The sequence below is a fragment of the Albidovulum aestuarii genome (assembly GCF_029961185.1).
Lineage (GTDB): Bacteria > Pseudomonadota > Alphaproteobacteria > Rhodobacterales > Rhodobacteraceae > Albidovulum > Albidovulum aestuarii.
In genome coordinates this window covers 1-13,051 of record NZ_JASBQQ010000007.1, presented here as the reverse complement: position 1 = coordinate 13,051, position 13,051 = coordinate 1, and the positions used below count along the sequence as shown (strand labels likewise).

Below are 13,051 nucleotides of genomic sequence, written 5' to 3'. Positions count from 1 at the left end.
CGGTGAAGGTCATACTGGTCTCTGCCGTCGCCCTGATCGACATGGACGGTCGCGTGCTGCTGGCCAAGCGACCCGAGGGGAAGTCCATGGCTGGCCTTTGGGAGTTTCCCGGCGGCAAGGTGGAGCCGGGTGAAACGCCCGAGGCCGCGTTGATTCGTGAACTGCACGAGGAACTGGGCATCGATACCTGGAAAAGCTGCCTCGCGCCGCTGACATTTGCCAGTCATGCCTATGACGATTTCCACCTGCTGATGCCGGTCTTTGCCTGCCGAAAGTGGCAAGGTACGCCGCAATCACGTGAGAATCAGGAACTGGCTTGGGTAAGGGCCAAGGATCTTCGCAACTATCCGATGCCACCGGCCGATCTGCCCCTGATTCCCGTATTGCGCGATTGGCTTTGACATTTTTGTAGTTTATGCAGCTATAGGTTGAGGAGATTTCCCGCCGATAGGCAGCGATGACTAATAATCGTTTCCAAATGCGGGAGAATAACGCTACAAATCCGGGCCAGTCATTAGTGCCCCGTTAACGAGTGATTGCTACGATATTAGCAGCCCGCCGTTGGGGAGTTTACGCGATGCTGCGCACCATCACTCTTGGGAGTTGCGTTTCCGTTCAGGGAGTTTTCGAGCGCCAGCTCGAAAATGGAAAGATTCTCGTCCGGGTCGGTCAACTCATCTTCGAAGGATACCCGGTTACGAAAAAGGCCGCCTGACCCAGGCGACCTTTTCAGTACCGTAAAATGGGGCCTCGCGGCCCCATTTTTATGTCAGCTTACGTTCGACTTCTTCGCGTTCGAAGATTTCGATCACATCGCCCGGACGGATGTCCTCGTAGTTCTCGAAGGCCATACCGCATTCCTGACCGGACTGGACTTCTTTGACTTCGTCTTTGAATCTCTTGAGAGTTTTCAGCGTGCCTTCGTGGATTACCACGTCGTCGCGCAAGAGGCGCACGCCAGCCGAACGGCGGGCGACGCCTTCGGTGACCAGACACCCTGCAACCTTGCCGACCCCGGAAACCTTGAACACCTCCTTGATCGACGCGTAGCCGATGAAGGTTTCGCGAATCTCGGCCGACAGAAGGCCTGATGCCGCCGCTTTTACATCATCCACAAGGTCGTAGATGACAGAGTAATAGCGGATCTCGACACCCTTTTGGTTCGCCGCCGCCCGTGCCGGAGCATTGGCCCGGACGTTGAAACCGATAACCGGAGACTGGCTTGCTTCGGCGAGACCGATGTCCGATTCCGTGATGGCACCGACACCGTAATGCAGCACCCGGACGCGGACTTCGTCGTTGCCGATTTTTTCCATAGCCTGAACAATCGCCTCGGCAGAGCCCTGCACGTCGGCTTTCACGACGATCGGCAGTTCCGAGATGTTCTTGTCTTCCTTGGCCTTCGCCATGAGCTGTTCAAGCGTCGTGGCGGCACCTGCCGCGGCACGTTTGTCCTTGGCGGCCTGTTCGCGATAACTTGCGATTTCGCGCGCCTGTGCCTCGGTTTCGACGACGTTCAGGACGTCACCGGCCTCGGGCGTGCCGTTCAGGCCGAGAACTTCGACCGGCACCGAAGGTCCGGCCTCGTTCACCCGATCGCCTTTGTCGTTGATAAGCGCGCGGACCTTGCCCCACTGCTCGCCGACAACAAAGATATCGCCCTGCTTGAGTGTGCCGTTCTGCACCAGAACGGTGGCGACCGGACCGCGGCCAACATCCAACTTGGCTTCGATAACGGCGCCCATTGCCGCGCGGTTCGGGTTGGCCTTCAGTTCCAGGATCTCGGCCTGCAGCGCGATGGCTTCCAGCAGCGCATCAAGACCCTTGCCGGTGGTGGCCGAAACTTCCACATCCTGCACATCGCCCGACATGGCCTCGACGACAACCTCGTGCTGGAGGAGGTCTGTGCGGACCTTCTGCGGATTGGCAGCGGGCTTGTCGCATTTGTTGATAGCGACAATCATCGGTACTTTAGCGGCCTTGGCGTGGTTGATCGCCTCGACCGTCTGCGGCATGACCGCATCGTCGGCGGCTACGACCAGAACGACGATATCCGTGACCTGCGCACCACGGGCCCGCATCGATGTAAAGGCCGCGTGGCCCGGCGTGTCGAGGAAGGACAGAACCGCGCCGGACTCCGTCTTCACCTGATAGGCGCCAATATGCTGGGTAATGCCGCCTGCCTCGCCCGAAACGACATTCGTCTTGCGGATCGCGTCGAGTAGCGAGGTCTTGCCATGGTCGACATGACCCATGATCGTAATGATCGGCGGGCGTGACTGCAGGTCTTCGTCCTTGTCCTCGACCGTGTCGATGACCTGTTCGACGTCTGCGTCGGATACGCGGACTGCGTTATGTCCAAACTCCTCGATCACCAGTTCAGCGGTGTCGGCGTCAATGGGCTGGTTCATATTGACCATCATGCCCATCTTCATCAGGGCCTTGACCACGTCGGCGGCGCGTTCAGCCATCCGGTTGGCCAGTTCCGAGACGATGATCGTCTCAGGCAGCTGTACATCGCGCACCTGCTTTTCAGGACGGACATTCATGCCCATCGCCTTCTGGCGGGCCTTTTCCTGCTTGCGCTTCATCGCGGCGAGTGAGCGTTGACGGCCGCCCTCGCCCGACAAAGCCTCGCTGAGCGTCAGTTTGCCCGAGCGACGGCCTTCGTCACGGCCGGCCTTGCCACGGCTGTCGCGATCGGCATTGCGGGTATCGCGTTCGCGGTCGGTTTTGCGCGGGCCGGACGTGCTGACGCCCTTGGTTTCTGCCCGGGCTGCTGCCGCCTCGGCTGCGGCCTGATCGACAGGCGCCGGCTTTGCAGCAGGCTTCTTGATCTCTTCCTTGCGGGCAGCGCGCGCTTCGGCTTCCTGAACCTTGCGGGCTTCTTCCTCGGCCTTGGCCTTCAGCGCTTCTTCGCGCTCACGGTCCTCGCGCTCCTTGGCCTCAGCCTCGGCGCGTCGACGCTCGCGCTCTTCCTCGCGCTGACGCTCGTCGGCGGCCCGCTGTTCAGCCTCTTCGGCCTCACGCGCCTTGGCGGCCTGAAGCGCCTTCAGACGGCGTTCCATCTCGGCATCGGAAATCCCGGCGGGACGGCGTGAAGGATCGCCCGCACTTGCCGCACTGCCACCAGAGGAGGCAGGTGCGCCCGGCTTCGGCACGACAACGCGCTTGCGCTTCGTCTCGACGACGACGCTCTTCGTGCGGCCATGGGAAAAGCTCTGCTTCACCTGACCGGAACGCCCGCCCCCGAGGCCGAGGGGTTTTTTACCGTCTGTTTCGCTCATGCCGACTTTGCATCCTTCCCGGCGGACGTCCCGCCGTAATTCTTTCTCAGACCAGAAAGCTTTGCCGCTTCCTCTACAACACGATTACTCAATCCGCCAGCGCCGAGCGCGCCATGTATCACACTATCGCGGCCAAAGGCCAGACCGAGCTCGGACGCTGTCAGGCAACCGAACCAGCGGCCGCCTTCGGGTGTCCAGAGTTTGCCCTTGCCGCGTTCCGAACCGTCGGAGGCCTGCAACAGCACCTTTGCCTTTCCATCGGCCAGCCAGCCCTTGACCTTCTCAAAACCGGCGACGGCGCGCCCTGCCTTGCGGGCCAGTGAAATATGGTCGACGACGCGCCTCGCAAGGCCCGCCTCGACCAGATCGGGCAGATTTTCGGCGGCCGTAACCTGTGCCTTGGCGGCGCGGGAAAAGAGGCCCTTCTTGATCGCCTTGGCAATGATTTCGCGGTCAGCTGTGACCCACATGCCCCGGCCCGGCAACTTTTCGCCAAGGTCGGGAAAGACCTGACCTTCGGGTGACACGACAAAACGGACAAGTCCCGCCTTGGGCTGCACGTCACCTGTCACGATGCAGCGCCGTTCGGGCAGGTCCCTATCCTTGTCGCGTCCCCCTCGGGTCATATGCGATCCTCCCGAGGCCCATATCAGGCCTCGGCCCCCTCTTCGGTTTCCTCGCCCTCGTCCGCTTCAGCCGCAAGTTCGGCCGGGTCGACCCAGCCAAGCTGGATGCGGGCGGTCATGACGAGGGTCTGCGCTTCTTCAAGGCTCACGTCGAACTTCTCAAGGATACCGTCATCCTTGACCCGCTCGCCGTTGACGGTGGTCCAGCCACCGGCCAGTTCCCAGTCGGCGCAGGTCGCGAAGTCCTCGATCGTTTTCACGCCGTCATTGGCAAGCGCTTCGATCATCTGGGGCGTCAGGCCCTCGAAGTTGATCAGGCTGTCCTCGACACCCAGTGCACGGGCGTTTTCCAGCGCCTTGCGGTTCTGTTCCTCGATCACGTCGCGGGCACGGGCCTGAAGCTCTTCGGCGGTGCCTTCGTCTACGCCCTCGATCGACAGAAGTTCGTCAAGCTCGATATAGGCAACCTCTTCGAGGCTGGTGAACCCTTCCGAGACCAGAAGCTGGGCGAAGAATTCGTCGAGATCGAGCGCCTCGACGAAGAGCTTCGTGCGTTCGGCAAACTCGGCCTGACGACGCTGGCTTTCTTCCTCTTCCGTCAGGATGTCGATATCCAGCCCGGTCAGCTGCGAAGCAAGCCGCACGTTCTGACCGCGACGGCCGATGGCGAGCGACAACTGCTCATCCGGAACGACGACCTCGATCTTGCCGGCCTCTTCGTCGATGACGACCTTGGCCACCTCGGCGGGCTGAAGCGCGTTCACAAGGAACGTCGCCTGATCTTCATTCCACGGAATGATGTCGATCTTTTCGCCCTGAAGCTCGTTCACCACCGCCTGAACGCGGCTGCCGCGCATACCGACGCAGGCGCCGACCGGGTCGATGGAGTTGTCATACGAGATAACGCCGATCTTGGCGCGCGAGCCCGGGTCGCGGGCCACGGCCTTGATTTCGATGATGCCGTCATAGATTTCCGGCACTTCCATCTTGAAAAGCTCGGCCATGAACTGCGGGTCGGTCCGCGACAGGAAGACCTGGGGCCCCCGCGCCTCGCGGCGAACATCCTTGATGTAGCAGCGGATACGGTCGTTCGGGCGATAGCTTTCGCGGCCAATCTTCTCGTTCCGGCGCAGGACGGCTTCGCCCCGGCCGATATCGACGATGATATTGCCGTATTCCTCGCGCTTGACGATGCCGTTGATGATCGTTCCGGCGCGGTCCTTGAATTCCTCGTACTGGCGGTCGCGCTCGGCTTCGCGCACCTTCTGCAGGATGACCTGCTTGGCCGACTGCGCGGCGATCCGGCCCAGATCGACCGGCGGAACCTCATCCACGATCTCGTCGCCGACCTTCGGGTCGTCGAGATACTGCTTGGCCTGCGCCACGGTCAGTTCGGCCTGATAGTTCTCGACCGCATCATCCTCAACCACGGTGCGGACGCGGGTGAAGGTCGCGCGGCCGGTTTTGCGGTCGATGGCGACGCGGATATCCATCTCGGCGCCGTAGCGCGACTTCGCCGCGCGGGCGAGGCTTTCTTCCATCGCTTCGATGACCAGACCGGGGTCGATCATCTTTTCACGTGCGACCGCCTCGGCGGTTTGCAACAGCTCAAGCTGGTTGGCAGAGGTAATCGCCATTCATTCCTCCTCGGAAGTCTCTTCTTCAATTGCGTCAAACGCGGCTTCGTCGACCGTCTCGGTCGCCTTCTTCTGCCGCAGCATTTCAGTGATCAGTTCGTCGGTCAGGACAAGCTTCGCGTCGGCCAGCCAGTCGAACTGAAGGCCGATCGTGCCTTCCTCGATTTCGACCAGAACTTCATCGCCCTCGGTTCCGGCGATAAGGCCCTTGAAGCGCTTGCGGCCGTCGATCAGTTCGCCGGTCTCAATCTTGGCCTCATAGCCTTTCCAGGCCTCGAAATCCTTCAGCCGGGTGAGCGGCCGGTCGATGCCGGGGGACGAAACCTCAAGGTTATACTGATCCTCGATCGGGTCCTCGACGTCGAGAACCGCCGAAACTGCGACCGATATCTTCCCGCAATCATCGACGTTGATCCCACCCTCGGGACGGTCTGCCATGATCTGCAGCGTCTTGGTATTCCCCCCCATCAGGCGAATGCGCACAAGCTCATAGCCCAGACCTTCGATGGTCGGGGTCACGATCTCGGCAAGGCGCCGGTCAATGGCGGTTTTCGCGATAAGGTCGGACATTACGCTCTTCAGACAACAAAAAAACGGGCCCAGCGGCCCGTCGATCTTTCCCGGTGGGCTGTGAGTTTGGACCCCGCAGCCGCGCTGTTGAGAGCGATATAGGGGAAGGCGGATGAGTCTGCAAGCGTTGATACACGGCGCACGGGACGCGATGCTACACCGCCGCAGAATTGTTCCGCCAAATCCAGAAATTGAGAGCCACAGCCAGCGACAGCCAGACGATGTAAGGGACAAGCATCAGTCCCGCGAGCCAATCAAGGCGCCAGAAGGCCGGTATCATTGCGGCGACCGTCAGCCACAGAACGCCAATGATCATCAGACCGGAGCGGATATGGTGGCCACCGAAAAACACGGGCGTCCAAAGTGTATTGAGTGCGATCTGAAGCGCCCATAACGCCAATGCGACTTCTGCGCCTGGCAGTCCAGACACGCGTGTCGCTGCGATGGCGATGAGGACATAGAGCGTAGTCCAGACCAGGGGAAATGCCCAGCGCGGCGGGGTCCAGTCCGGTTTCTTAAGGCTGTCATACCATGTTCCGGGCTGAAAGATCATGCCGGTAGCTGCGGCCGCTGCGCAGGCCGCTAGAAAGATCAGGAACAGCACTACGTTCATTCGTCCTCCACTTCAGATGGCTAAACGAACCCTGAGGCTTCCGGTTCCGAGTTCGATCGTCGCTTTATCATACAGCATTCGAGTGATTGGCTGCGTTGTTGTATTGCAGGACGAATTAACGCAGCCAGTCACATATCCAGAAACCCGATCACGACACCCACTGCGATCAGCATAACCCCTGCCCCTACGTTCAGCCGCCAGAGGGCTTTCGGCGATTTCAGCACACTCCGGGCCTCGCCGACCAGAAGCGCCAGCATCAGGTTCCCCGCAAGCGGGACCAACATCGAGGCAATCACGATTGCGACGATGTCAATATTGGTGACATGGCGCAGGTCAAAGAACCCCGGCAACACGCCCATGTAGAACAGAACGGCCTTCGGGTTGCCGAGGATCGCGGCGACCCCGGCCATGAACCCGGCCAATCGCCCCGGTCGGGTCAGACTTCGGTCGGTTGAAACCGGCGCCCCGGCCTGCCGGATCAGAAGCCAACCCATGATCACAAAAACCGCCACTGCGATGTAGCGCATGACGGCCATGAATTGGTCGAACTGGTCGACGATCCAGGCCAGCCCGAAGATCGCGACCAATGGCCAGATCAGATCGCCCAAGGTCACGCCGAAGGCCAGCGGCCAGGCACTTGCGAAACCGCCTGAAAGGGCTCGGGCGGTGATCGCGACCCAAACAGGGCCGGGAGTGAGCCACAACAGGCCCACGGCGCCAGCGTAAAGTAAAAGAGAGGCGAGACTGATGGTCATGGGTTCTGTTGGTACAGTGTCGGCTCGGCTGCAATACGTCCAATTCGCCCCATCTGCATGCGAAATTTTATTAAGGCAGTTGTCATCGGGCATGTCTGTCGATGTCATACCCAGTCCGGATACCAGGCCAAGCGTGTCTCGCGCGGCCAAACCGTCGCTTTGGATATGCCGATGTCCAGCGCCGTGCGGCCCACCGGACGAACTCATTCTATCCGATCGGCGTACGTTCAGCATACCGCCTACGCTCGGCACTGACGCTCATCAGCCACTCGGCGACTTCTTGTCTGCCCGGAAAAACAGCGCGGTTGCGCGGGGTGAGCAAATAGTAACCGTGATCGGTGCGAACATGCCGATTTTCCAAGGGCCGAACGAGCTTTCCCGATTCCAGCAATTGATCCACGAGATGGCCCCAGCCCAATGCCACGCCGACGCCATCGACAGCCGCGTGGATCGACAGCGGATAGGTATTGAACAGCATCGTTCGCTCAAGCCGCCGGAACGAAACGCCGATCTGGGTCAACCAGGTGCGCCAGTTCATCCATTCAGTGTGGCTGCTCGACACTTCGATCAACTGCGCGTCCGGAAGGGATGCGGCATCGCTGATTTCAGGATTTGCAGCAAGAAATTCAGGTGAGCAGACCGGGAAAATCGTTTCACCGAATACAAGTTGCGCCTCATAGCCCGGCCAATTCCCATCGCCACGAAGGATGGTCAGATCGACGGTATCCGCCAGGCATTCCTCGTCATCGTCAGACGCCACCAGCATGATGTTCAGATGTTTGTTCGCCTCGCGGAACTTGCGCAGGCGAGGGGTCAGCCAGAGGGCCGCAACAGAATTGGTGGCAGCGAGGACAACTGGACGGTTCTGGCCGGTCTTGAGGGTGTCGTCTGCGACTGCCCTCAGCGTATCGAGTGCAGGTCGGATACGTGCCAGAAACTCGCGCCCGTGTTGTGTGAGGGTGATCGATCTGTGTCCACGCTCAAAAAAATTGAGGCCAAAGTGCAGTTCCAGAAGCCGGACTTTGCGGCTGATTGCGGTTTCACTCAGGTTCAATACTTTCGAAGCACCGGCGAACCCCATCTGTTCGGCGGCGGCTTCGAATGCCAGCAAGTAATCCAACGGTGGCAGCGGCTTGGCGCGGTTCTGCGTGCTATCCTTTTTTGGCCGACGCTGTTCCATTTCGGAGTACAGTCCCCTGCTGCCGCGTACATTTCCTGCGCGATAGACCTTATGCCAGACTTCCGACCTTGCCATCAATTATTGGAGGCATAGGCAAATAAAATTCTTCGCAGAAAAAATGTCGGTGTTGGGCATGATTGCCGCCGGAACCCAGTCCACTGGGCCGGGCCCCAAAATGAGGGATATTCAGGGAGACGTCATGAGATTTGCAGCCACGGTATCGCTTGCCGCCTTAGTCGCAGCATCCGCAACGGTTTCGAACGCCGCTGACAGTTCGGACCCAATCATCATTCCGATCCACAACTGGTCCAGCCAGATCGTGATGAGCCACGTTGTCGGTCAGATCTTCGAATCGATGGGCAACAATGTGGAGTTCGTCACGACCGACAGTCAGGCGGTCTATGAATCCGTCCGCCTCGGTGATGTGACGCTTGAGCTTGAAGTCTGGGAAGGTGCCTTCGGCGCCTCGTTCCGCTCAGCGCTGGAAAAGGGTGGCCTCCACGATGCGGGCACCCACAACGCCGTCACGCGCGAGGACTGGTGGTACCCGATGTGGACCAAGGAAAGCTGCCCGGGCCTGCCCGACTGGCAGGCGCTCAATGAATGCGCGGCGCTTTTCGCCACACCCGAGACCGGCGACAAGGGCCGCTTCCTCGGCGGGCCCGTCGACTGGCTCAAGCACGATCAGGAACGGGTCGACGGGCTTGGTATGAATTTCGTCGTGGTCAATGCCGGTTCCGCCGCCGCCCTATGGGCCGAAATCGGTGCCGCCGAGGCCGACAAGAAGCCGGTCGTGGTCTTCAACTGGACCCCGAACTTTGCCGAAGCCGTCTGGCCGGGCGAGTTCGTGGAATTCCCCGCCTGGGAAGAGGGTTGCAACGAAGACCCGTCCAAGGGCCCGAACCCCGACGCGACCTATGATTGCGGCAATCCCGCCAACGGCTATCTGAAGATCGCCGCATGGGACGGGATGAAGGAAAAGTGGCCGGCCGCCTATGGCACGCTGACCCAGATTTCCTTCACCAATCCGCAGATCGCGGAAATGGCCAAACTTGTCGATATCGATGAGATGGAGCCGGAAGACGCGGCCGCGGCCTGGCTTGAGGCCAATGAGGATGTGTGGAAGCCCTGGACCGGTGGTTCCTGATCCGCATCAATGGGTTCCGGGGGTATACCCCCGGAGCCGACCTATGAGAGAACCGGGACGCACATGACTGATACCAACCCCGTCATTTCCTGCAAGAACGTCTGGAAGCTTTTCGGGCCAAAACCGGAGACCTATCTGGATACTGCCCGGTCAAGAAGCTTCGAAGAGATCCGGCAGGACGGCTATATCGCCGCCGTGCGCGATGTCTCGATCGAGGTCGGACGGGGCGAGATGCTGGTCATCATGGGTCTGTCCGGATCGGGCAAATCGACGCTGGTCCGTTGCATGTCGCGTCTGATCGACATCACCGGGGGCGAGGTGATCGTCGACGGTCAGGACGTGATGTCACTCAATGAAAAAGAGCTGATCGAACTGCGCCGGCGCAAGATGGGCATGGTGTTCCAAAGCTTCGGTCTGCTGCCGCACCGCACGGTTCTGGAAAATGTCGCCTTCCCGCTCGAGATGCGCGGTCAGGACCGTCACGACCGGCGTGAACGGGCGCTAGAGGTCATCAAGCTTGTCGGACTTGAGGGCCGCGAGGAGTATTTCCCGCGCGAACTCTCCGGTGGTCAGCAGCAACGTGTGGGCATTGCCCGCAGCTTGGCCATCGAGCCGGATATCTGGTTCCTCGATGAACCTTTCTCGGCGCTTGACCCGCTGATCCGGCGCGAGATGCAGGACGAATTTCTGCGCCTGCGCGGCATGCTGGGCAAGACCATCGTTTTCATCACTCATGACTTTGACGAGGCTTTGCGCCTCGCCGACCGGATCGCGATCATGAAGGACGGCGCGGTCGAACAATGCGACACGCCCGACAAGATCGTGCTGACGCCTGCCACCGAATATGTGGCGAAGTTCACCGAGGATGTAGAAAAGTCGCGCGTGGTCCACGCGCGCGGCCTGACCCGCCCGCTGAACGGCCATGCGGTCGAAGGGCCGTCCATTCCGGCCGATGCGACCGTCCTGCAACTGGCCCGCCAGTTGGTGAACGAAAGCCGCGACGATCTTCCGGTTGCCGACAAAGCCGGAAAGATTATTGGATCAATGCGCCGTCAGGACGCGCTCGACATTCTTCTGGGATCCGAGTGATGGCGGTTGCCGACATCCCCGCCCTGCCTGTGCGGCAGGCCCTGGACCGGCCAAAGGTCGCGACGATCCTCTTTGCGGTGGCGATTCTGCTGGCCGTCGTCAAACCCCTGCTGCCGGGCTTTCTGATCCGGGTGCCCGATGCAGCAGTGCTGCCCTATCAGGACTGGCTTCAGTGGTTCTTTGATTTCGTCAAGGACGACCTCGGTCTGATCCATGTGACGCGCGGCATCTCTGCAGGTCTGGAATGGCTCCTGGATATCACCGCGAACCTGCTCTACGGCAAACATCGCTGGCCTTATATCGGCCCGATCCCATGGACCGCCATCGCGGCTGTCGCGGCCGTGATCGGTTATGGGCTGTCGGGCTGGCGCATGGCGGCATTGGCGGGTGGCGCCTTCGTCTGGGTGGCGCTGATCGGCCAGTGGGAACTGACGATGGAAACCATGTCGGTCATCACTGTCGCAGCGCCAGTTGCCGTTTTACTCGGACTGGTCCTCGGCATCCTCGCCTGGAAATTCGCGCGATTCGAGGCAGTACTGAAGCCGATCCTCGCGATCTTTCAGACCCTGCCCTTCTTCACCTACCTTCTGCCCGCGGTGATCTTCTTCAAGGTCGGTCCGACGGCTGGCTGCGTCGCAACTATCGTCTATGCCATCCCGCCGATGGTGCTGATGACCTCGCTCGGGCTGAAGAAGGTGTCGAACGAGGTGGTCGAGGCCGGGCATATGAGCGGCTCGACCCGCTGGCAGATGCTGCGCCATGTCTATGTGCCCGCCGCACGGACCGAGATCCTTGTCGGCGTCAATCAGGTGATCATGCTCTCCTTGGCCATGGTGGTTCTGACCGCCTTCATCGGCATGCCGGGGTTGGGTGCGAAGCTGCTGTCGCTGATGAACTCGCTGAAGCTCGGCCGCAGCTTCGAGATCGGCGTGACCATCGTGCTTATCGCGGTGACGCTTGATCGTTGCTCCAAAGCCTGGGTGGTCAAGCAGCCGGAGCATTTTGAACGCGGAACGCCTTGGTGGCAGCGTAACAAGTTGCTGCTGATTGGCATCGCTGCCTTTGTCGGATGCATCATCCTTGCCCAGTTTGTACAGGTCGCCGATCACATCAAGCGCAATCAGGATCTGTCGATGGGCGGCGAGATTGACGACGTGATCCGCGCGATCCTTGCCAATGACGCGATCAATGCCGTCACCGGCTGGCTGCGCTGGTTCCTGATCACATGGGTGCTGATCCCGTTCCGCAACGCGATCCTGTGGCTGCCCTCGGCGACCGTGATCCTCGCCGTCGCGGCGGCGGGCTGGTATGTCGGCGGGCGCCGCTCGGCGCTGCTGGCGGGTTCGTTCTTCGCAGTCATCGCGCTCACTGGTTGGTGGGACCGGTCGATGATCACGGTCTATGCCGTCATCTCGGCCGTTATCCTTGCCACGATGATCGGCCTGCCGTTGGGTATTCTCGCCGCGCGCCGCAAGAAATGGTCCGAGCCGATCCTTCTGGTCTGCGATACGGCCCAAACCTTTCCGAGCTTTATTTACCTCATCCCGGCGATCATGCTGTTCGGCGTCAACGACGTCGCTGTGATCTTCGCCATCTTCATCTTCGCGACCGTGCCCCTGATGCGCTACACGATCGAGGGCATCCGCGCGGTGCCGGAAGAATTGATCGAAGCCGCCGACATGTCCGGCGCCACCCGCAGCCAGAAACTGTGGAAGGTGCAGATCCCGCTGGCCCTGCCGACAATGGCCGTGGGGTTCAATCAGGCGATCATGTTTGCCTTCTTCATGGTGATCATCGCCGCCTTCATCGGCACGCAGGACCTTGGGCAGGAACTGCAGAAGACGCTTGCGGGCAATGAGCTTGGCAAGAATTTCGTCCTTGGCATGTGTGTGGCGCTGATGGCTTTGGCCTTCGATCACATCATCATGCGCTGGTCGGCGGCACGCCGCAAAGCCCTTGGCGTGGGGTAGTGCAATGAACCGAACCGAAGCACAACGCACCCTTTCGCGTTTTGATCTGTCCGAGTTTGTACCAATGGCCGCGTTTGGCGGGACTGACGGGTCCCTATTGTGGCACAACATTTCGTTTGATGCGGAGAGCGGGACGGGGAGTTACCTGATGGTTATGGCGCCTGGGGCGAGCAGTGT

12 protein-coding genes are annotated in these 13,051 nt (G+C 60.5%); 5 read left to right on the top strand and 7 right to left on the bottom strand.

Annotated features, from left to right (window positions below; all coding sequences use genetic code 11):
- Positions 1-2: 2 nt before the first annotated feature.
- Together mutT and QKW60_RS15180 are read left to right on the top strand one after the other, a co-directional pair.
- Positions 3-401, top strand: coding sequence for an 8-oxo-dGTP diphosphatase MutT (gene mutT, locus QKW60_RS15185; RefSeq protein ID WP_282369921.1), 399 nt, complete (start codon positions 3-5; stop codon positions 399-401).
- 176 nt (positions 402-577) lie between these two features.
- Positions 578-715, top strand: a complete 138-nt coding sequence (locus QKW60_RS15180) for a hypothetical protein (RefSeq protein WP_263739690.1) — start codon at positions 578-580, stop codon at positions 713-715.
- Between the two features lie 49 nt (positions 716-764).
- Here QKW60_RS15180 and infB read toward each other — a convergent pair whose 3' ends face one another.
- The 7 genes from infB to QKW60_RS15145 all read right to left on the bottom strand — a co-directional run bounded on the left by infB (position 765) and on the right by QKW60_RS15145 (position 8,668).
- Complete coding sequence (gene infB, locus QKW60_RS15175; protein WP_282369918.1) at positions 765-3,287, bottom strand: translation initiation factor IF-2; 2,523 nt, start codon at positions 3,285-3,287, stop codon at positions 765-767.
- On the bottom strand, positions 3,284-3,913 hold the full coding sequence (locus QKW60_RS15170; protein WP_282369916.1) for an RNA-binding protein: 630 nt from the start codon (positions 3,911-3,913) through the stop codon (positions 3,284-3,286). Before QKW60_RS15170 ends, infB begins: the two co-directional genes overlap by 4 nt.
- A 23-nt stretch (positions 3,914-3,936) precedes the next feature.
- On the bottom strand, positions 3,937-5,550 hold the full coding sequence (gene nusA, locus QKW60_RS15165) for a transcription termination factor NusA (protein ID WP_282369914.1): 1,614 nt from the start codon (positions 5,548-5,550) through the stop codon (positions 3,937-3,939).
- Complete coding sequence (gene rimP, locus QKW60_RS15160) at positions 5,551-6,120, bottom strand: ribosome maturation factor RimP (protein ID WP_282369912.1); 570 nt, start codon at positions 6,118-6,120, stop codon at positions 5,551-5,553.
- 154 nt (positions 6,121-6,274) lie between these two features.
- Positions 6,275-6,733 carry a tryptophan-rich sensory protein TspO gene (tspO, locus tag QKW60_RS15155; RefSeq protein WP_282369910.1) on the bottom strand — a complete coding sequence of 153 codons (459 nt, stop codon included), beginning with the start codon at positions 6,731-6,733 and terminating at the stop codon, positions 6,275-6,277.
- 128 nt (positions 6,734-6,861) lie between these two features.
- Positions 6,862-7,488: a LysE family translocator gene (locus QKW60_RS15150; RefSeq protein ID WP_282369908.1), complete on the bottom strand. Its 627-nt coding sequence runs from the start codon at positions 7,486-7,488 to the stop codon at positions 6,862-6,864.
- A gap of 208 nt (positions 7,489-7,696) precedes the next feature.
- The gene (locus QKW60_RS15145) at positions 7,697-8,668 is read right to left on the bottom strand and encodes a LysR substrate-binding domain-containing protein (protein WP_282369906.1); all 972 of its coding nucleotides are present in this window, start codon (positions 8,666-8,668) and stop codon (positions 7,697-7,699) included.
- Between the two features lie 199 nt (positions 8,669-8,867).
- Between QKW60_RS15145 and QKW60_RS15140 the strand changes: the two genes are divergently transcribed.
- The 3 genes from QKW60_RS15140 to QKW60_RS15130 all read left to right on the top strand — a co-directional run bounded on the left by QKW60_RS15140 (position 8,868) and on the right by QKW60_RS15130 (position 12,874).
- On the top strand, positions 8,868-9,815 hold the full coding sequence (locus tag QKW60_RS15140; RefSeq protein ID WP_282369904.1) for an ABC transporter substrate-binding protein: 948 nt from the start codon (positions 8,868-8,870) through the stop codon (positions 9,813-9,815).
- A 63-nt stretch (positions 9,816-9,878) separates the two neighbouring features.
- Entirely contained in the window at positions 9,879-10,904 is a 1,026-nt protein-coding gene (locus tag QKW60_RS15135) for a quaternary amine ABC transporter ATP-binding protein (RefSeq protein WP_282369903.1), read from the top strand.
- A complete protein-coding gene (locus QKW60_RS15130; protein ID WP_282369902.1) occupies positions 10,904-12,874 on the top strand; it encodes an ABC transporter permease in 1,971 nt (656 codons plus the stop codon). The genes QKW60_RS15135 and QKW60_RS15130 overlap by 1 nt, the downstream gene beginning before the upstream one ends.
- The last annotated feature ends 177 nt before the right edge of the window (positions 12,875-13,051 follow it).